Annotated in this window: 18 protein-coding genes; 5 read left to right on the top strand and 13 right to left on the bottom strand. The window is 66.0% G+C overall.

Annotated elements, in window-relative coordinates; all coding sequences use genetic code 11:
* Nucleotides 1-64: 64 nt before the first annotated feature.
* Together sigJ (NK1_RS25880) and NK1_RS25875 are read right to left on the bottom strand one after the other, a co-directional pair.
* A complete protein-coding gene (gene sigJ / locus NK1_RS25880; protein WP_063012800.1) occupies nt 65-1,006 on the bottom strand; it encodes an RNA polymerase sigma factor SigJ in 942 nt (313 codons plus the stop codon).
* Nucleotides 1,007-1,097: 91 nt separating this feature from the next.
* Complete coding sequence (locus tag NK1_RS25875; protein WP_063012755.1) at nt 1,098-2,033, bottom strand: AraC family transcriptional regulator; 936 nt, start codon at nt 2,031-2,033, stop codon at nt 1,098-1,100.
* 130 nt (nt 2,034-2,163) lie between these two features.
* On the opposite strand from NK1_RS25875, the gene NK1_RS25870 reads away from it, so the two are divergent.
* Nucleotides 2,164-2,856, top strand: a complete 693-nt coding sequence (locus tag NK1_RS25870) for an NAD(P)H oxidoreductase (RefSeq protein ID WP_157104442.1) — start codon at nt 2,164-2,166, stop codon at nt 2,854-2,856.
* Between the two features lie 154 nt (nt 2,857-3,010).
* Here NK1_RS25870 and NK1_RS25865 read toward each other — a convergent pair whose 3' ends face one another.
* Nucleotides 3,011-4,384, bottom strand: coding sequence for a DUF1214 domain-containing protein (locus tag NK1_RS25865; protein ID WP_063012753.1), 1,374 nt, complete (start codon nt 4,382-4,384; stop codon nt 3,011-3,013).
* Between the two features lie 232 nt (nt 4,385-4,616).
* Here NK1_RS25865 and NK1_RS25860 point away from each other — a divergent pair, with 232 nt between their 5' ends.
* Entirely contained in the window at nt 4,617-4,979 is a 363-nt protein-coding gene (locus tag NK1_RS25860) for a DUF1254 domain-containing protein (RefSeq protein ID WP_063012751.1), read from the top strand.
* Between the two features lie 70 nt (nt 4,980-5,049).
* The gene (locus tag NK1_RS25850) at nt 5,050-5,529 is read left to right on the top strand and encodes a hypothetical protein (protein WP_167354305.1); all 480 of its coding nucleotides are present in this window, start codon (nt 5,050-5,052) and stop codon (nt 5,527-5,529) included.
* 417 nt (nt 5,530-5,946) lie between these two features.
* Here the strand turns inward: NK1_RS25850 and sigJ (NK1_RS25845) are convergent, their stop codons facing one another.
* From sigJ (NK1_RS25845) to NK1_RS25820, 6 genes are all read right to left on the bottom strand, one after another.
* A complete protein-coding gene (gene sigJ / locus NK1_RS25845; RefSeq protein WP_063012745.1) occupies nt 5,947-6,867 on the bottom strand; it encodes an RNA polymerase sigma factor SigJ in 921 nt (306 codons plus the stop codon).
* Nucleotides 6,864-8,057: an NAD(P)/FAD-dependent oxidoreductase gene (locus NK1_RS25840; protein ID WP_063012743.1), complete on the bottom strand. Its 1,194-nt coding sequence runs from the start codon at nt 8,055-8,057 to the stop codon at nt 6,864-6,866. Before NK1_RS25840 ends, sigJ (NK1_RS25845) begins: the two co-directional genes overlap by 4 nt.
* Before the next feature lie 609 nt (nt 8,058-8,666).
* Nucleotides 8,667-10,025 carry a flavin monoamine oxidase family protein gene (locus NK1_RS25835; protein WP_063012741.1) on the bottom strand — a complete coding sequence of 453 codons (1,359 nt, stop codon included), beginning with the start codon at nt 10,023-10,025 and terminating at the stop codon, nt 8,667-8,669.
* Nucleotides 10,026-10,110: 85 nt separating this feature from the next.
* The gene (locus NK1_RS25830) at nt 10,111-10,812 is read right to left on the bottom strand and encodes a hypothetical protein (protein WP_063012739.1); all 702 of its coding nucleotides are present in this window, start codon (nt 10,810-10,812) and stop codon (nt 10,111-10,113) included.
* A gap of 58 nt (nt 10,813-10,870) precedes the next feature.
* Nucleotides 10,871-11,245, bottom strand: a complete 375-nt coding sequence (locus NK1_RS25825) for a hotdog fold domain-containing protein (protein WP_063012737.1) — start codon at nt 11,243-11,245, stop codon at nt 10,871-10,873.
* Nucleotides 11,242-12,915 (bottom strand): flavin-containing monooxygenase, encoded by a 1,674-nt coding sequence (locus NK1_RS25820; RefSeq protein ID WP_063012735.1) that lies wholly within the window; start codon nt 12,913-12,915, stop codon nt 11,242-11,244. The genes NK1_RS25825 and NK1_RS25820 overlap by 4 nt, the downstream gene beginning before the upstream one ends.
* A gap of 242 nt (nt 12,916-13,157) precedes the next feature.
* Here NK1_RS25820 and NK1_RS25815 point away from each other — a divergent pair, with 242 nt between their 5' ends.
* Nucleotides 13,158-14,042: a DUF8020 domain-containing protein gene (locus NK1_RS25815; protein ID WP_157104440.1), complete on the top strand. Its 885-nt coding sequence runs from the start codon at nt 13,158-13,160 to the stop codon at nt 14,040-14,042.
* Nucleotides 14,043-14,201: 159 nt separating this feature from the next.
* Here NK1_RS25815 and NK1_RS25810 read toward each other — a convergent pair whose 3' ends face one another.
* The 4 genes from NK1_RS25810 to NK1_RS25795 form a co-directional block, all read right to left on the bottom strand.
* Nucleotides 14,202-15,665, bottom strand: a complete 1,464-nt coding sequence (locus tag NK1_RS25810) for an aldehyde dehydrogenase family protein (RefSeq protein ID WP_063012731.1) — start codon at nt 15,663-15,665, stop codon at nt 14,202-14,204.
* A gap of 53 nt (nt 15,666-15,718) precedes the next feature.
* Nucleotides 15,719-16,816 carry a Zn-dependent alcohol dehydrogenase gene (locus tag NK1_RS25805; RefSeq protein ID WP_063012729.1) on the bottom strand — a complete coding sequence of 366 codons (1,098 nt, stop codon included), beginning with the start codon at nt 16,814-16,816 and terminating at the stop codon, nt 15,719-15,721.
* Entirely contained in the window at nt 16,813-17,541 is a 729-nt protein-coding gene (locus NK1_RS25800; protein ID WP_245660821.1) for an enoyl-CoA hydratase/isomerase family protein, read from the bottom strand. Before NK1_RS25800 ends, NK1_RS25805 begins: the two co-directional genes overlap by 4 nt.
* An 86-nt stretch (nt 17,542-17,627) precedes the next feature.
* Nucleotides 17,628-19,250, bottom strand: a complete 1,623-nt coding sequence (locus NK1_RS25795; protein WP_245660819.1) for a class I adenylate-forming enzyme family protein — start codon at nt 19,248-19,250, stop codon at nt 17,628-17,630.
* 177 nt (nt 19,251-19,427) lie between these two features.
* Between NK1_RS25795 and NK1_RS25790 the strand changes: the two genes are divergently transcribed.
* Nucleotides 19,428-20,108, top strand: a complete 681-nt coding sequence (locus NK1_RS25790; RefSeq protein WP_063012724.1) for a TetR/AcrR family transcriptional regulator — start codon at nt 19,428-19,430, stop codon at nt 20,106-20,108.
* Nucleotides 20,109-20,244: the final 136 nt, after the last annotated feature.

Raw genomic sequence — 20,244 nt, 5'->3', positions numbered from 1 at the left:
GTGGGGTTCGAAACCTGAACCGGACAGGGCCACGAAGACTGACAGTTACGAGATGTGACGTGCGTCACCAAAGTTCGGGCAGGGCTGCTCCCGGTGTACGGCTGGCCCACTGCCGGTTGGCATATGCCAGCTTGTCGGGGTTGACGTGGGCGTGCACGGCGGCGATGCCGTCGACGGTGACCTGCAGGACCACGATGCCGACCACCCGATCTTCGGAGACCAGCACCAGCGCGGGCATCCCGTTGGCGATCGCGGCGAACATCTCGGGCTTGCCGCCGAGCTTGTTCCACGTGCCGTTGGAGGGTTTGATCGCCAGACACACGAACCGCGCGATGCGCTGTGCACCGCGAAGCGGCCGGCTCAGCGTGGCGAGGAATCCGCCGCCGTCACCGACGATGGAGGCATCATCGGTGAGCAGTGCCACCAGCTTCTCGGTCTGCCCACTGACCGCCGCGGCCAGGAATTCCTCCACGATCCGTCGAGCGGCGGCCTCGTCGACCTCGACGCGCGCCCGCTCCACCGACAGATGCTGTCTGGCGCGGCGGTAGACCTGCTGGCAGTTGGCTTCGGTGATGTCGAGCAGCTCGGCGATCTCGTGGTGCGGATAGCCGAATGCCTCGCGCAGCACGTACACCACGCGCTCCTTGGCGGTGAGCCGCTCCATGAGGGTGAGCATGGCGATCGAGACCGATTCCCGCTGTTCCACGGTGTCGGCCGGCCCCAGCATCGAGTCGCCGGCCAGCACCGGCTCCGGAAGCCACTGTCCCACATACGTTTCCCGGCGGGCGCGGGCCGTGGTGAGCTGGTTGAGGCAGAGGTTGGTGAGCACTTTGGTCAGCCACGCCTCGGGCGTCCGGACGTACTCACGGTCGGCGGCCTGCCAGCGCAGGTAGGTCTCCTGTACCGCGTCCTCGGCATCACTGGCCGAGCCCAGCAGGCGATAGGCGATCGCTTCCAGACGGGCCCGGAAACTTTCGAACACATCGGCTTCGCGCGTGAGCAACATGCCGATATCGTCGGCCACCTATATCGGGCGCGTCCACCCGATCCCCCCGGCCCTGGTCGGAGGGTGATGCGGAATCGCCCGAATTACCGGTTCACGCTCCGATATCGGGGGTGGCGCGGAAATCGCTGGGCCGGATGCCACGATGGCGCTTGAACGCCGCACTGAAACCGAAAGGGTCCGCATAGCCGACGGCCTTCGCTACCTGCGCCACGGTGAGACTCCGGTCGGCCAGGAGTTCCTCGGCCTCATCCATGCGGCATTGGGTGAGATACGCCAGGGGCGACTGTCCCATGACCTCGGAGAACCGTCGTGCGAACAGCGCCCGCGAGACCCCGGCCTCGGCAGCCAGCGACGCGACCGTCCAACCGGCGGACAGCCTTCCGTGCATCGCCGCCAATGCCGGGCCCACGACCGGATCGGCCGGCCCGCGATACCAGCCCGGCGCGTCCGCCTCCAGCCCGTCGAACCAGTCGCGCAGTGTGCACACCAGCGCCCAGTCGAGGAGCCGGTCCATCATCGCTTGCGCTCCGGCCGGTCGCCGGGCCGCGTCCGCGGCCATCGACTCCATCCACGCGCACACCTCCACGTCATCGTTCACGACCAGGACCGGGGGTACCGCTCGCAGCAGCCGTTCATGGCGCCGCCCGGACGCCCGGTAGGCGCCGACGATCAGAGCGGTCTCGCCGGCGGGGTCGCCGTCCCAGCGAACACCGTCCAGTTCTGGATCGCATTTCGCGTCCGGCGCGAAACAGGCGACCTCGTATTCCTCGTGCGGCAGGGCGGCGGTACCGCCAGTGTCGACGAGGACGAAGGTTTCCGGGCCACGCACTATCGCGGTGTCCCCCATCGTGATTCGACGTTCGATACCGTCCGGAAGCAGCAGTGTGCCTCCACCCCGCAGTACGGTGACCATGGTCAACGGCGCCTGGTCGGCGAATCGGATGCGCCACGGCGCGTCCAGGACCGCGGTGGTGAGCACAGCTCCCTCGGCACGAATACCGCCCAGCAGTTTGCTCAGTGGATCCACCCGATCGAGAGTAGACGAACTCCTATCGAATGTAGATCTTTACCCATAGATCGTCCATCTTCCTGGATGTGGAATTGATCCCGGAACGCACAACCGAGCGTTTCGAACACTCCCGGATTCAGGAGGCCCCGTGCAGCACAACCCGACTGTGGATACCGCGACCGCCCGCACCGCGCTGGTCGTCGTCGCTCACCCCCGGCCCGAGTCGCTGACCGCCCATATCGCCGACCTGGCGACCCGCCGGCTCACCGCCGCCGGCTACCGAATCGACCTGCTGGACCTGCACGCCGAAAACTTCGATCCCCGGATGACCGCCGCCGACCTCCCGGAGTGGGGCAACCGGGAGAAGGTCTACTCCCCCGAAGTCGAGGACCATATGCGACGCATCCTCGCCGCCGAGGTGATCGTCGCGGTATTCCCGGTGTACTGGATGCAGGTCCCGGCGATTCTGAAGGGCTGGATCGATCGCGTGTGGAACTACGGATTCGCCTACGGCCGAAGCAAACCGCGACTCGCGGGCAAGCGGATGCTGTGGCTGGGCCTGGCGGGCGTGGCAGACGACGACGCGATCGTTCAACCCATGCAGGATGCGCTCAGCGCACAACTCGACGACGGAATCGCCTACTACTGCGGCCTCACCCAGTCGTCGGTAGGGCTGTTGCCGGGCGCGGAGGAAAAACGACAGCGCCTGGATGCCGCCGGGAATCTGCTGCTCGACGCGGCTCTCACCGGCGCGGTTCGCGAAGCCCACTATGCGGGCTTCGAAGACCGGGCGCTGGCCTTCGTCGACGATTTCCTCGCCGCCGACCAGGTTCCGGCCTGACCCCGCGGTGAAGATTCCGCCATGCAAGGCGCTGAGAATGGCCGATCTCGCCGTTGGTCGCCGGACGGCCACAGCGCTCGAACCCCACAGTCCCCTCGCGGGATCCCGGCTGGTGAGGTTGTTCCGATGTGGAGCCGGATGACCGGCGGTGGTGTCAGGGCAGGAGGCGGACCGCCGGCGGGGTCCACGTCCCGTTCAGGACCGATTGATCGGGCCAGTAGGCGCGGAGATAGAGGGAGAACTCGCCGTGTGGGGCGGGCAGCCAATTCGATTGCAGGGAGGCATCTTTCGGTGGTTCTGCGCTTGCGATCAGGGTCAGTGAACCGTCGTCGGCGTAGTGCAGGTTGTTGTTCTTGGTGCCGAGCGAGTAGCGGCCCAGATCGTTCGGATGAAAGAAGTGATGGGTGTTGTAGAGAGTCAGCGACCAGAAGCCGCGGACCGGCGGCAGGCCGCCGGCCGGGAAGGTGACGGCGTAGCTGTTCGCGCCGTCGAGGCGGGTCCCTGATTCGTCGAGATCCTGGTAGAAGTAGGCGGTTTCGTTCGGGCTGTTGACGAAGATGTTGGCCTTGTCCATCGCGGTGCGGGAGAGATAGTCGGTGCCGAACGCGGCACCGTTACGTTGAGTGCTCCAGTGGTGGTCGCTGGGGATCCCGATATTCCGGAACTGGAACAGCTCGGTGACGAGGGTGGCGTCGGCGTCTTTCGCGGTGTCGCGCAAGAGATTCGCGATTCGGGCGTCGGTGGCGGCCGCGTCCGTCAGGGCGGCGAACCAAGTGTGCAGGGCCTGCTCGCCCGCTCGGGCCGGGACCTCGTTCAAGATGGCGGGCAATTCGTCGAAGTACTTGTCCGGCACGACGAATTGGGTTTCCGATTCCCCGGATCCGCCGTCGCCGGGGAAGTGCGGCACGGTCGACCAGTCACGGTGGTGAGTCTCGCCGGTGAAGTCGGCGAGGGGATACATGACAATCCGGTGCAGGATCGGTTGGATGGCGACGCGGTCCTCGGCGGTGTCGTCGAGGAATACCCGGGGCAGCACGATCGCGACACGGGTGTCGAAGGTGAATACGTCCTCGATGCCTGCCGGAGTCGGTCCTTCCCAGCCCGCGGGCGCGAGCAGGTAGAACCCCGGCTTCGTGCCGTACATGGCACCCAGCCGCAGGAATGATTCGGTGCGCTGGTCCACGCCCTGATACACCCAGAATCGATCACCGAAATCCGGAACCTGAATGACCGACGGGCCCAACTCGGCCGCCAGGATTCCCGCGCCGTAGACCACATCCTGGTTCGGGCAGGCCACATGTTTCTGCTTGGGCGAGATGTAGTCCGAGAGCATGCACAGACTGCCGGGAGGTGCTCCGGGAACCACCCCGTCGATCAGGCCCGGTTCAGGTAGCCGCGCGAAAACTTCGTGCCTGTTGTGCATGTTCACCAGCGGCCACCCCCACAGGTAGGCCAGCCGCCCCAGCGACCGGACATAGTCCTCGGTCAGGTGCGTACCGGGCAGCGGCCCTGGCAGCGGTTCAGCCATACAGATCTCCAACCGTTCGGTTCGTCCCCGTCAGGGTGCTCGTGAAGAGCGGCGTCCCGGATCATCCGAAACGGGTGAAGCATCGCGGATATGCCAGCTGGTTGCCTGACGTCGGCTACGTTGCCATGGGGAAAGGGCGCCGAAGCGTGGGACGCTATGGCGAGCTTGCTGATGCCGGATTCGAAGGCGGATTCCCGACCGCGGAGACGGTGCGGCTGCTCCGGGACGAACTGTGTTCGACGACTTCTGGCAGCGCCCCATCGCCGGTCCGACCATCGACGGGCATCTCTGGCGCGGCGATGTGGGCTTGGCCAGGCCCGACGCGGGCAAGGGCGGCACCTATGTGCTGCTGCCGCCGGACTACGACGGCCCGGAACCGGCCGACGGCTACGTGTACCGATCCCGGACGAACAATGTCTTTCTGTTCTGGCGCGCCTTCTTCACCGACCCGTCGGACCTTTCCGACGCGGTGGACCGGATCGAGCAGACCGTCATCTACCCGCTCGGCAACCGCGACACCGCGCCGGCGATGCAATTCCCCCCGGTGTCCGACTCTGCAGGTGCACAGGTTCGGGAGCCAGACACGCCGGGATGAGCGGACGTGTCAGCCGGTGCGGGCGGTGCGCCTACCGTGGTCGCGTCGGGTTGTCTGCCCGGCGCCGCGCGTGAGCGCGGCCGGCCTGTCGATCAGCTTGTCCAGCAAGTTCTTGCGCTGTCGCGGGGAGAAGCCGACCTCGTGGCGGCACGACCGGATCGGTACGACACCCAGGAGGTCGAAAATGCGTGATGCTCGTTGTGCCCGGTCCCTTTTGCCCACCGTCTTCGTCGCCGCCGCGGCCACGGTGACAGTGTGGGCGCCGACGGCCTCAGCCGAGCCGCTCGGTCCGCTGCCGGTCTATACCTGCGACATCGCGGAGCAAGGGTTCGGTATGACGGAACTCGACGGAACCAAGGCCATCGCGGGGCAGAACTGCCAGGCCGGCGAGGGCACTCCCACCAGCGGAAAGGTCGAGGAAGCGACTCTCATCCAGCCCAGAGACAACGACCTCGCCTACATCTGCAACGGCACGGTGTTTGTCCACCAGCACATCCTCAACGGCCGGCTGGACGTCAAGACCGATCGTTGCCGCATCCCCGGACAGTGACGAATTCGAATACGTGCCTACAGATCTGGGCTTGTCCGGCGTTGCGAGCACAGACCGATCGAGACCACCTCCACTCAAATCACAGCGCCTCACGGCGCACGAAGCCCGCGGTCAACGCCTTCGCGATCATTTCGCCGACCGCCGGCCCGACGCCCGAACCTACTGAGAGAAACCGCCGGAAACACGCTCAGCGAGACCCATCGGCAGCACGTGTTACGCGCTCGCGCCGTCGGGACGGTTGGGGAGCGTGCATCAAGGCCGTTGCGCAGTCGTGTCAGCGGCCAGTTGAAATTCCCCACGCGCGGCCACTTCGCGAGGAGCTATCTGGCCGCTGGGGCTAGCGCGTAGCAAACGATCGTGTGGCGGAATCTCGCCGAAATGCGGCATTTCGGGGTGCCGGCATCGCGTGAAGTTGGGTTACGCCGTGGGTGTCTCGCCGCGGCTGATTGCGCGGGGGATTTCGAGGGCGGCCAGTTTGTCGGGATTGCGGATACCGTAGCCGTCGATGATCTTGTCGTCGGCGATGTCGAACACGAGAAGGGCTTCCAGTTTGTCGTCGATGTAGCACGCGAGTGCTGGTTGGCTGTTGCAGTTCACCGTCTCGATGTGTACCTGCGGTCGTCGCTGCGCGTATCGGAAGACCGCCATGAGAATCGCGCCCACCCGTTCGGCGCCGACCATGACCAGCTCCGGTAGCGCGGTCACCTTGCCACCGCTGTCGGTGGTCCAGGTGATATCGGGCGCGAGCAGCGACAGCAAGCCTTCCATGTCCCCGGTGGTCGCTGCAGTGATGAAGCGTTCGGTGACCGCGGCCGTTCGGGCGGTGTCGACGGGGGCGTACCGCTTGCGCCGGGCCTGCACGTGGTTGCGTGCGCGGCGGGCCGTCTGATGCACAGCGTCGACGGATTTGCCCGTCGCGGACGCGATTTCGTCGTAGCCGAAGCCGAATACGTCGCGCAGCACGAAGACCGCTCGCTCGATGGGAGTGAGCGATTCCAGCACAACCAGCATCCCCATCGAGACCGATTCGGTGAGCACCACATCGCTCGAGGCGTCGCCGTCGGTGAGCAGCAGCGGCTCGGGCAACCACGGGCCGACGTATTCCTCGCGGCGACTGGCCCCGGCCCGCAACACATTCAGCGCCTGGCGGGTGACCAGTTGGGCCAGATAGGATTTGGTGTCACGCACGGTGGTCAGGTCCACTCGCCGCCACCGCAGATAGCTGTCCTGCAACACATCGTCGGCTTCGGTTGCCGAGCCGAGGATTTCGTAGACGATGGTGAACAGCAGCGGTCGCAGGTGCACGAAACGCTCGGTGTGATCGTCGATAGAGGTCACGGCTTCACGATCCCCTCCGGCTCGGCTACACGCAATTCCTTGCGCCTGCCCAAGCCCATGAAGGTGGGGATCGCACCGGGCTTGCGGGCCTCCTTGCGGATGGTCCCGATCGGCCCGGCCAGACCAACCCGCTCCTTGATCCGTCCGGCCACGCGTCCGCCGAGGTACATCGGCACGGGCGTGTCGTCACGACGGCTGAACTGCATCACACCCGCGCGGCTGCCCAAACCCACGGTGCACGCCACGAAGGCCACATCCAGCACGCTGGGCTCGGACCCCGCGATGCGGGCCAGCACGTTGCCTGCGGCCTGCGCGCCCAGGGGCTGAGCGGCGTAACAGCTCATCCGCAGCGGCCGGCCCGAGGGCGCGACCGCGTCCCCGGCGGCGACAATGCGATCGTCGTCGATACTGGTCAACGTCTCATCGGTCAGCAACCGGCCCTGTTCGTCGGTGCGCAGCCCGCTGCGCGCCGCCAGCTCGGGCACTCCGAATCCGGCGGTCCAGATCGTGATCGCGCTGGGCAGCACATCGCCGCCGGCCAAGACGACCCCGTCGCCTCGCACCTCGCGCACCCGCGCTTGCTCGCGCACCTCGACTCCGTTCTCGGACAGCCACTTCGCCACCGCCCGCCGGGCCGGATCGGAGAATTTCGCCGCCACCATACCGCCACCCACGAGCGTGACGACGCGGCCCTGCTCGACGAGCTCGGCGGCGGTCTCGATACCGGTGAGCCCGCCGCCGACGACGACGATCGGCGCCTGCGCGGGCAGTTCCCCCAGCGCGGCGCGCAGCCGCTGTGCGTGTTCGTATTCGGCGATCGGATAAGCGAACTCGGCCGCGCCGGGCACCGACACGGGCACCGCGGCGGTGCTGCCGACCGCGTAGACCACATAGTCGTACCCGAGCGTGCGCCCCGAGCCCAGTTCCACCGTGCGAGCGGCGGTATCGATACGGACGGCATGATCCACGATCAGCCGTACACCCGCGCCGAGCAACGTGTCGTAACCGACGGCGGCCTCGTGGGTACCGGCCACGAACTGGTGCAACCGCATCCGCTCGACAAACTCCGGGCGTGGGTTGACCAGCGTGATCTCGACATCGCTACGCAGCCGCAGCCGATTGGCCGCCACGGTTCCGGCGTAACCGCCGCCGATGACGACCACCTTGGTGATGGAGTTGAAATCAGTCATACCCCCGAGACACGCGCCGCCCGCCAGATCTGACATGAAGTGACACTCGTCACATTCGCCGCCCCGCCGCCCACCCGTCGACACGCCCGAACAAGACACAAATTCCACGACGCCAGCGAATCGCGGCCGCGGCGGCTTTACCGCGACACGCCACGCCGGAAGTGCTGAGCAAGCCGATCGTCACCGCGATCAACGGGACCCGCGGGTCGATTCACCGCGTGTGACCGGTGTGGCGCTTGACCAGTCAGGCCCTCCCCTCCGAATGGGCAAGGACACACTCCGGTGTGCTCGAAGTCCGAAACGAGGTCGCGTTACCGGGCCGCGAACGTCGCAGCGATGTCCGCGTGCTCTTCGCCGATGGCAGCCACATCGCCCTGGAACTGCAGACTTACTCCCCTCGCCATCGTCGGCACCCGCCGGCCGGATCACCCCGTCGAGCGCGCGCCGTTTCGTCGTTCTGCTGTCGCAGTCGGACAACACGCGCTACGCCGGGGTACCGCGTCACGGCGCCTCGACCTGAAGGTTTCCCGGCGCCGTTACCGCCGAGATGCCGCCACCACAGTGCAGGCAGACGGCATCCGAGTGCCGGCCGGCAGGTGCTCCGCCGACCTAACTCGGAAGCCCCAGGCTCGCCGAGGCCGCCTTCGCGGCGCGCTCGCCGGAGGTGGCCGCATCGGCGAGCGACGGCAGATCGAGTTGGTAATCGCCTGCGAAATAGATGTTTTCGAGCGGGTCGCGCAGGGCCGGGAGCGTTGTGCGACGCCCGGGCGCCCAGAACGGAACGACGCGGTGGTGCCGGCGCAGTATGCCCTCCCCCAATTTCCCTTCCAGCTCGGGCAGGACGGTGAGCAGGTCGTCGGTGAATCGGGCGACGATCTCCTCGTCGGGCAGGTCGAGCAATGCGTCGGCCTTACCGCCGCCTGCGAAACAAGCCAGCGCTCCGCCGGGCTTGCGGTCGCTGCCGGTGCGCAGCGCTGCGGCGTGATTGAACACCGCCTGGAAAGACAGCTGGGGTGTGGAAATGGCGAAGTAGTCGTCCCAGCGCTGCGGCCCGGCTTCATCGGTGAAGAAGCCGACAACGACGTACCGCCCGTAGGTGATGTCGTTCAACGCGTTGCGGTACCGCTGCGGAAGGGTCGGGATGATCCGCTCGCAGACGTCCGCGGGCGCGGTCACGATCGCTCGCCGGGCTCGCAACCGGGCCGGGCGATCGCCGGCGAGATAGTCGACGACGACTCCGTCACCGTCGCTGCGCACCGATTGCACCACGGAGTTCAGCCTGATTCGTTCCCCGAGATCTTCGGTCAGCACGTCGGTCAGGGTCTGATTGCCACCGGCGGGAAGGGAGAAGTTGGGGATCTTCTCGGGGTCGGCGAGTGCCAAACCGACCGAAGTGACGAATTGGGTGGCGGCCGTCTCGTGCAGATCGCATCCCATCCACTGCGCCGACCATGATCGGACGACCGAGCGAGCCAGTTCCGAACGCACTCCCTTCAGCAGATACGACGCGAGCTTGGTGTCGAGCCTGGCGCGAACACGTTGGGCGACAGAGCTTTCCGATTCGAGGAACGGTGTCACCGCCAGGATGCGGGAGCCGACGAGGGCCAGGCCGAAGCGGTCCAGCATGGTCATCCGAGTGCGGAACATGAGCGCGAACGGGTTCGAGGTGTCGACCGTCGCGCCGTTGAGGTGCAGCGCGATGCTCTTACCCGCGAGCGACCCCATCTCGATGCCGTGCCGGTCGAGTGCATCGATCAAGGTGCCGGTGCCCTCGGTGAATTGGGTACCGACGTTGATCCAATAGTCGCCCTGCCGAACGGTGTCGACGCGGCCACCGGTGCGATCGGTGGATTCGAGGACAACGGTGTCGGTGTGTCGACCGAGCGTGGTCGCCGCGGTCAATCCCGCCATTCCGGCGCCGACGACGACTACGTCGGTGGTTTCTTCCACGACATCGTGGGTTTGCATGGTGACTCCTTACTGTGAAGCTTTCGTGAGGATCCGGTGCACCGCCGACGGCCCACGTGGGCCGTCGCGGCGATCGGCACCCGGGTCAAGGTCGGGCGGTGACCGCAGCGTCGGCACCGCCGACCTGGGCGTCGACGCGCTTGTTGTGCGCGTCGAAGGCCCGATAGGCGCGGTAGTACGTGAACATCTGCAAGCCCCACGTCGACAGGGCGAGAATGTAGAAAATCGTGTGCTCGGAATCGTCGCCCGGGATGTGCACGAAGTCGTAGATCGCGGCGATGAAAAACGCGCAGGCGGTGGCGATGCCGGCCCAGACCGCGTGGCGCCGCTCGCCGATATTCCACAGGCGCTTGACGAAATAGATCAGGAAGCTCGTGGTGAGCACATTCACGACGATGTAGAAGAGCTTGCCCGGGGTGCCGATCTGTTCGGCGAACGTGCTGAGAACGAAGCCCACCACGGCGGCGAGCGCGAAGGCGCCGATGTCGACCGCGACCGACGGCTTGTATCGGTGGGTGACCTTCATCAGCCCCAGGACCAGAATCAGCGTGATGCCGACGGACCGGGAGAAGGCGTCGAGGAAGTAGGCGAAGTGGTACATCGGGCTGTCGTGACCCGCTTGGATGAGACCGTAGATGAGGAAGTTCGTTCCCGAGGTCGCCACGATCATCCACTCGATACCGAGCAGGTAGTTCTTGTAGTTCCGAATGAATGCGATCCCGCAGCTGAATCCGACCGCGATCATCCAGATGTCCGACACCGCGAACAGCAGCTCTCTGATGGACATGTATTTCTCCGTAAGTTGTGTGGAAGCTGACATCAGCCGACCGGCGGCGATGGCTCTTTCATGTCGTTTCGCCCGCTGGGACGACGGCGGTGCCGCGAGCGCGTACCGCGATCACGGGGGGCTGCAGAACCTGCGCGCGGCCGGTGTCATCACAGCCGCGGCAGAGCACCCGCAGTTCGAAATCGACTGTGCGACTGCGGTTTCCCTTTGCGACCAGCGTTGCCTCGGCTTCGACGACATCGCCGCCTCGGACCGGGGCGAGAAACTCGACGGACGAATATCCGGCGAACAAGCCCTCGTGGCCGTCCAACTCGATCGACAGATTCGTGCCGACGTCTCCGAACAGTTTCAATGCGTAGGCGCCGTCGACGAGGTTGCCCGCGTAGTGCGCGTCGGAAAAGGCGACGTAGCGCCGATGGAGCACGCGACTCATGCGATTTCGGAGTGGATCGGGCCGATGGTACGAGAGCGCGCTTCACCGTCGATCTCGACGCCGGGATAGCCGCGTTTGGCGATCTCGGTGCACATGCGGCGGTACTTGCCGACACCGCCCACGTACCCCAGGAAGGTGTTGGGTTTGCCGTCGATATTCGATCCGCGGTACCAGGATTCGGTGGTGGCGTAGAGGGTTTGGGCGACGGTCCCTTCGGTGATCTCCACCCACTCGTTCTCGGCCTCGGGAGTCGCCTCGATCATCGTGGCGCCGGTGTCACGGGCGTGCTCGAGCAGGTCGGCGATCCAGTCGACGGCCTGCTCGATCGTCACCACCACATTGCTCACCAGCGCGGGGCTCAACGGGCCGGCCACCATGAAGAAATTGGGGAAGTCGGCGGCCATGATGCCGAGGTAGGACCGGATGCCGTCGCGCCACGCGTCCTGCAGTTTCGCGCCCGACGCGCCGGTGAGGTCGAGTCCGTACAGCGGTCCGGTGAAGGCGTCGAACCCGATGGCCAGCACGATGACGTCCACCTCGTAGGCGCCTCGGGAGGTGACGATCGCGTTCTCGGTCATCGTCTCGATCGGCTCGTCCCGCAGCGACACCAACGACACGTTCGGGCGGTTGTAGGTCTCGTAGTAATCGGTACCGAACACGCTGCGCTTGGCGCCCAGCGGGTGATATTTCGGTACCAGCAGCTCGGCCGTGGCCGGATCCTTCACGATCTCGCGGATCTTGTCATGGATGAACTCCGACGCGGTCCGATTGGCCTCGGCATCGGTGAGCAGGTCGACGAATTCGGCGCCGACCCCCAGAAATCCGCTGCGCTCGTAGGCTTCCTCGTAGCGCCGCCGACGTTCCTCGTCGGAGACGTCGAAGGCTTTGTCGGTGACCGGCCGATCGGGAATTCCGCCGGGCGAATGCCGGCACTCCTCACGGATCGCCACGTAGCGGTCCTTGACAGCGGCGACCTGGTCCGGGGCGAGTACACCGTTGCGGGCCGGCATCACATAGTTCGGAGTGCGCTGAAACACCGTGAGATGCTCGGCGACTTCCGCGATCAACGGAATCGCTTGCACGCCGGACGATCCGGTACCGATCACGGCCACGCGCTTGCCGGCGAGGTCGTCGAGGGAGATGTTCCACCGGCTGGTCGACACTCGCAGCCCGGTGAAGTTCTCCAGCCCCGGCACATCGAAGTCCTTGGGAGCGGACAGGCCGCCCGCGCCCGAGATCAGGTATCGGCCGCGACGCGTCTCGCCGTTGTCCAGCCGCACTTCCCACAGTCGGTCGCCCGCGTTCCACCTGGCACCGACCACACGCGTGTCGAACGTGAAGTACTTGCGCAGGTCGAAACGATCGGCGACGTGCTCCAGATACCTGAGGATCTCCGCCTGCGGAGCGAACCGCTCGCTCCAAGTCCATTCCTGTTGCAGCGCTTCGTCGAACGAATACGAGTAATAGATGCTCTCCACGTCGCAGCGGGCACCGGGATAGGTGTTCCAGAACCACGTGCCGCCGACACCGGGGCCGGCCTCGAAGCCCGCGAAGGTCCATCCGGCGGACGTGAGCCGGTGCGAAAGGTAAAGGCCACTGAAGCCGGCGCCCACGCAGAGTACGTCGACAATTTCGGCGGCCGAGGCGGCGGTGGGAGTGGAGGGGTTCATGGAAATTGCTGCTTTCATCCGAAGTAGTCATCTGTCCCGGTCAATTGACTCAGATGCTAGTAGAGCAGTGGTGCCAGTCACAGTCAAGAGGTTGGATAGCATTCGAAGCGATTTTCCCACCTGCGGCGTTGCACCTCGCGGCGAGTTGGTCAAATGACCCTGTCTTATGACCTCGAATCGAATTAGACCTGTACCAGGCGATCAAGTCACCGAACCGCCCGCGCTCTTGACACGGGCATGTAATGACGGTCACACTTCACGGAACTCGACGAGTAGTCGTCGAGTTTCCCGCAGGGACCACCTCTCACTCGGTCACGACCTTCCTGCGGCTCCTCCTTCGACAGGGCGCCCCTTTCACCGCGGGTTCATCGAGCCGTTGTCGAAGTCATTCCCGGAGAAAGCGAATTCGCATGAACTACACACGAATTGCCGCGTCCATTGCCGGCGGGACAGCGGTCGTCGGCCTCGCGTGCGGAACGGCCCATGCCACTTCCGATCGGCCCGACGCCCCCCAACCGATCGAGCCTGCCGCATCGCTGCATACGACACCGGCACCCGGCATCGACTACACCGAAAATACCGACGACAGTTCGGCTTTCGTCATCACACCGTTCGGCTCGCTGACGACGAGGGGGAACCAGTTCCAGGTACTCGACCAGCTCGGCGGGTACGTCGCCGGACAACCACTCACACGTGGGGTAGACCCTGCGCAATGGCCGTTGGCGGCCCGGCCGCAGCAGGACGGCAACGGTGCCGATGATGTGACATCCTCACCGCCGACTTCGTCCGTCCCGGAACCGAATCGGGAGATCGATGCGAGCGCCGATTTCAACGCGGCGTTGGGTCAGGCCGCCGTGCAATTCGGTCTCGCCACGGGCGTGGGCACGCTGGCGGGCGGTGTGGTCGGTATGGGCCTCGGTTGCGTGGGAGGGGCGCTGACCGGCGGCTTCCTCGCTATTCCGACGGGGCCGATCGCCGCGCCGGCAGCGGCACTGGGCTGCGTCATGGGCGCCTCGCTGGGCGCTGGGATCGGAGGGGTGACAGGTGCCGCGCTGCTCGGAATTCCGGTCGGCGTCGCCAGCGCGGTTCAGATGTACAACTCGCTGCACGCCGCAGGCGACATCTGAGGCCCGGACGGCATTGGCAGGCCCCGGGGCGGGAGGGTTTCGTCCCGGGGCTCGCGATCATTCTGAGAGGACACAATCGGCACGCCATGGAGCCGGCATCGATCCAGGACGCCGTCACAGAGATCCACTCCCGCGAATATGCTTGTGTTCCAACCTGTTTCAGAGTGGAAGATCCGGCGAATCGACGCCGACCACCCGGTCGCCACAGAAGACTCGGACCGACTCCGCAGGGCCGTGGCCACCGATGCCCGCCGACCCCCAGAAACTCTGCGCGGAGTCGTCGCCGAGATCGGCGACCTTGGCGCCGTTGATCCGCACCTCGCCGGACAGGATTCGCGCGCCGACGTCGATGGCTCGGTCGGTGTCACCGCCGAAGACGTAGGCATCCAGGCCGGACGGGTTCGCGTTGGCCACGCGCAGCGCCTCCTCGTCGGAGTCGACGGCGTGCAGGGTCACGACCGGACCGAACAGTTCCGAGGTGGCCGCGGCCCCCTCGATTCCGGTGGCAATGGTCGGGGAAAGGAAGAATCCCCCGAGTTCGGGCAGCCGAGCCGGCTGGTGAATGCTCGCACCCTTGGCTCGGAGTTCGCTGATCCGGTGCTGCAAGGTCGCGAAATGAGGCGCATTCGAGATCGGCCCGAGCTCGACGCTGTCGTCCAAGGAATGGCCAATCACGATTTTCGCGATCCGCTCGTTCAGCGCTTCCGCCAGGGGTTGCACCAGACTGCGGTGCGCCAGAACCTTGCCCGGTCCTTCACACCACTGGCCGTTGAGCTTGGTCATCCCCTCGAAGATGCCGTCGGCGGCGACGTCGATATCGGCATCATCGAGGACCAGCGCCGGGTTGTTGCCACCGAGCTCCAATTGCAGGACCTTGAAATCCTCGGCCGCCGCGCGTGCGATGGCGCGCCCGGCATGCGGGCCGCCGGTGAACGACACGATCTTCACGCGTGGATCTCCGGTGATCGCGGCCCCGACGTCGCCGCGCCCGTGTACGAGTTGCACAGTGCCGCTGGGTAATCCGGCTTCGATAAAGCACTCGACGACGATCTGCGCGCTGCTCGGCGCGTGTTCCGAGGGCTTCAGGATGACCGGGCATCCGGCCGCCACCGCACTGACCATCTTGGCCGCGGGAATGAAACTGGGACCGTTCCACGGCGTGAGGATCGCCGCCGGACCCCACGGGATCTTGTGCAGGCGAACGTCTCGGCCGCCGGCGGCCAAGGCGCGCACCCGCGGGATGGTTCGCAGGTCCGTCGCGGTGGCCCGGATGCGCGCGGGCAGGAAGGCCGCCGCCTTGCGGGTGTCACCGATCGGTACTCCGCTGGTCATGGCGTCGGTGCGCGCGATGTCCTCCACACGCCCTTCGATCAGGTCGGCAACACGCTCCAGGATTTCGGCGCACTCCTCGCGAGCGGCATCGTTCCAGCATCCACCGCGGTAGGAACGCTCGGCGTGGGCAAGTGCTCGTTCCACATCACGGTCGCTGGTGGTGACGGATCGGTGCAGATGCTCGCGGGTATTGGGGTCGAGGTTCCATTCGCCCGCGATCGTGTCGCATTCGATCCAGCTGTCGGCGATGTAGTTGACCGGCTCGGGGATCGACATGGTCGGATTCGTCATTCGATAACACCTCTACATTCGGGATAGGTTTCGGTACAGGGGGATTCAGGCCGCTACTGCTCCATATCGACCACGACGCGGGTCACGTCGCCGGATCGCATCACCTCGAAGCCCTTGTTGATCTCGCCGAAAGGGATCACCTGCGTCACCATCTCGTCGAGCAGCAGCCGCCCCTGCAGATACAGCTGGGCGAACTGCGCGATGTCTTGCCGTGCCTGCCCCGACCCCATATACGAGCCGATCACGCGCTTCTCGCCGAAGAAGAAGTCCGACGCGGGCAGCGTCAGCTGCGTGCCGTCCGGCGCGATGCCCACCAGACAGGCGGTGCCGGTCGGCCGCAGTACCGCCAGCGCGGTGGCCGCGGTACGGGCGGAACCGACCGCTTCGAAGGAGTAGTCGACCCCATCACCCAGCACACTCCGGATCTCGGCAGCCACGTCGGCGACACCACCGTCGACCACATGGGTTGCTCCATAGCCGCGCGCTGCCGCCAGCCGGGCCTGGTCGAGATCGACCGCGACGACAGCGGAAGCACCGGCCAGCCGTGCGCCCTGGATGATGGCCGAACCGACTCCGCCGCAACCGATTACCGCAACCGTGCTGCCCGGACGAACCCGCGCTCCTCGGAACACCGCCCCGACGCCGGTGATGACGCAGCACGACAGGAGGCATCCCACGTGTAGCGGCACCGCGTCGGGCACCTTCACCAGCGCGTTCTCCCGCATCAGGATGTGCCGTGAGAATGCGCCCACATCGCCGAGCCGTTCGACCGGCTGTCCACTGGGCAGCTGGTAGGCGGGCCGGGGACGGCGACGGATTTCGTCGACACGCTGACACTGTGTCGAGCGGCCTGCTTCGCAGTTGACGCAACGGCCGCAGGATGGCGTGAGGGCGCCGACGACCCGGTCCCCCGGCCGCAAACCGGACACCGCCGAACCGACCGCCTCGACCACACCCGCCACCTCGTGGCCCACGACCACCGGTAGCTCGGTCTGCACGGTCCCGGTCATATAGTGCAGATCGCTATGGCACAAGCCCACATTCGAGGCCGCGACGCGCACCTCGTTCGGTTCGGGATCATCCACGTGGATCGTGGTGATTTCCAATGGTTCGTCGATCGCGGTGAGCACTGCGGCTTCCGTGTTGATCATGGTCTGTCCAATCTGTCGTTCTTGTGTGCACGAGGTGGCGCGTCTTCTCGGCTCCGATCACCCCGAGCGTCGTGAAACTTCGTGATACCGGCGCTGAAAACACCGCTCTCCCAAGCTTTTTGCGCGGCGATGTCCTCGCGGGCAAAGGCCGACTCGATCACGTCCAGCGCCGGGCGCAGCAGGGCGAGGTGAAGTGCGGTCGTGTTGTTTTCCGGGGTCCACTCGACGACCAGATCGACCGCGCGCTCGAGCAGCCGGCCGGGTTCGACGATTTCGTCGAGGAGCCCGATCTCCAGCGCCTCCGTGGCGGCGACCCGCGGCGATCCGAGGACCATGCGCATCGCGTGGTTACCGACGAGACGGGTCAGCAGCACGCTCGAGGCGTTGGAGATGGCGATTCCGCGACTGTTCTCCGGTTGGAAGTATTCGGTCGCCGGCGTCCCGATCCGGGCATCGCAGCACAGGGTGATTTCCGATGCACCGCCCACGGCGAGACCGTTGACAGCCGCGACGACGGGAACCTTCGTCTGCAGGATCGCGCGGGTGATGTCGTGGAATGTGGTGACGGCTGCGCTCAGGTCCGCGTACGACGCCGGTGGTGTAGTGAGGTCTTCGCCTGCGGAGAAGGCTCGCCCTTTCCCGGTCAGGACGATTCCCCGCACGTCGTCGCCCGTTCCGAAGTTCCGGATTGCGCTCGCCAGGCGCAGCCTGGTGTCGACGTTCATCGCGTTCAGCTTTTCCGGCCGATGCAGGGTCAGGACGGCGACATCGCGTTGGATCCGGATGTCGAGGGAGTGTGCCGACGGGGCGCTCATCCGCGAGTTCCGTTCTCGCGCAAGTCGTAAACGATTCCCGGGCTTTCGGCGGCACGCGCCGCCAGCGCCGGCTTCGACACTCGCTCGGACGGGGTCCGCGGGAAATCATCGACGAATTCGACGTAGCGCGGGACTTTGAAACGGGCCAGCTCCTGGCGCGCTCGCTCGATGATGCGGGCAGCGGTCGCACGCTCGGCCGGGATGCCGGTAGCCAGCCGGATGTAGGCCTTGACCTCTTCTCCCAAGATATCGTCCGGTTCGCCGAGGACGGCTGCCGATACGACCGCGGCATCCTTTTCCAGGACGGCCTCGACCTCGGCACTCGCGATGTTCTCTCCTCCCCGCCGAACCATGTCCTTGATCCGGCCGACGAGGCGGTAGCGGCCGTCGCAGCTGCGAACGACGACGTCGCCGGTGTGCAGCCAGCCGTCGCGCAGGGTGCGTCCGGTGGCCTCGGCGCGGTTCCAGTAGCCCAGCATCATCGGTCTACCCGACAGGATCAGCTCGCCGGGTTCGCCGTCAGCCACGTCGATGCCGTCCGCGTTCACCACGCGCGCCCGCTTCGTGGGCACCGGCCGCCCGAGGTTCCCGCTTCCCACGTCGCCGGTATCTTCCGGAAGGCTGACGAGGTCGGAACCCGACTCGGTCAGACCGTAGATCTCCCGCCACGGCGCACCCCACCGCTCCTCCAGCTGTCGATGCAGTCCCGTCGGGATCCCCGAGCACATGATCAGCCGCAGGTCGTTCTCCCGGTCGTCGGGGCGCGGCGGCTGTTTGAACAGGAGGGTGGGCATCGCGCCGAGAACGTAGGTGAACGTCGCCCGATGGCGTCGGACGTCGGCGAAGAACCCCGAGGCGGAGAACCTCGGCAGTACCACCAGCGGCGCCCCGATCGTCAAGGCCAGAGCGGTATTCCACTGTGGGTCGATGTAGGAGAACGGCTGCGCGGTGAGCAGAACGTCGTCCGCGTGCAGGCCGGCGGCCGCCGCGCAGATCCAGCCCAGCCGGACCCAGTAGTCGTGAGTCAGCATGCACGCCTTGGGAAATCCGGTGGTTCCGGAGGTGTACTGCAGATTCGCGAGAGTGTCGCCGGTGACCGGCACATCGGGGGCCCGGTCGGGGAAATCCTCGGAGCCGTCGGCGGCGATATCGACAATGCGCAGACCCGACAGATCGCGCTCGGCGTGCGCCACGTCGCGCAGCAATTCCAGCTTCTCCCCTTCCGAGAAGACGACGCGGGCCCCCGAGTCGCGCAGGACGAAGGCCAGATCCGCCCTGCGATAGGAGGAGTTCACCGGTACCGTCACGGCGCCGGCCTTGAGCGTCGCCAACCAGATCACCGGCCACTGCACGAGATTGGGCAGCATGATCGCGACCCGGTCACCGGGTGCTATGCCGTCGACCTCGATGAGTCGACGGGCCAGGCGCGAGGTCCAGGCGTCGATACGACCGAACGTCCACGACTCGTCCCCGACCCGGAGGAACTCGCGATCCGGTGATGTCCGGGCACGCGTCGACAACAGTTCGACCAACGTCGCCGACGCCGGATCGTCCCCGAGGCGATCCCGGACGATCGCCGGCCGGCGGACCGCGTCCCGGGTCGATTCGATTGCGTTCACAGTTTCTCCTCGCGGTGTGATGCCGGCCATAACCGTAGCCGGATCATGGTCATTTGACCAAGCCAAATGACCGATTTCTGTGGTACGTCTGCCCCGCCGACCATGATCGGGCGGTTATGGACAGTGATATGTTCGAGTTAGACTTGATCAATCGCCCAACTCTTTCAGGAGGCAGCAGTGCCACGGATCCCTGCGACCGAACGGCGCAACGACCTCGTCAACGCAGCCATCCAGGTGATCGCCACCCACGGCGTCGACGGCGCCACCACCCGCCGTATCGCCGAACAAGCCGATGCACCGCTGGCGACCCTGCACTACTGCTTCGAGTCCAAGGAGGTTCTGTTCGCGTCGGTGTTCGAGCGAGTAGCCGCCCGGTACCAGGAGGTGATCATCGGCAGCGACGTGCACGGCGATGTGACGACCACCGCCAGGGAACTGCTGCGTGGAATCATGCGCTGGTACTTGGATTCGAAGGAATTCAGCGCCGCAACCATCGAGCTCATCAGCTGGGCGCAACGTCAAGAGGGAAACCCGGCAAGCATCGTCTACAACCAGGCCTATGCCGTCCTGCGCTCCATCCTCGGAGAGGCGAACAGCGACGGCGCGCTGTCCGCTGAAACGATCGATGACATCAGCTATGTCGTCGCCGCGCTCTCCGACGGATTCGCGATCAATTGCCTCCATTTCGGCAGTCCCGAGGAGGAAGCCCGGCGAATGGAGTTGAGCATCGCCGTCCTCGACTCGTGGCTGGCCGCGAAGCTCACGCCGCCGGCCTCGGCCACGCAGCCGACACCCGGACCTGAGGTCGAGCAGAAGACCGGACTGAGCGCGTTGGTCTCCTGGGTGAACGTCGGCTGAGTGCACCGATCGTCGCAGCCCTCGGCTACCACCGCCCGCTCGGCATCTCCGGGCAGGCCGGGCCGGCGCCCCGAAAGGCTTGTGCCGGCCCGGCATTCCGCTTGTGGCAGAAGGCGTTCTGTCCATGATCCGACGC

It is taken from the genome of Nocardia kruczakiae NBRC 101016, from assembly GCF_001612965.1.
Taxonomy (GTDB): Bacteria; Actinomycetota; Actinomycetes; order Mycobacteriales; family Mycobacteriaceae; genus Nocardia; species Nocardia kruczakiae.
Note: the sequence above shows the minus strand (reverse complement) of the source record. Positions and strands in the feature narration are given on the sequence as shown.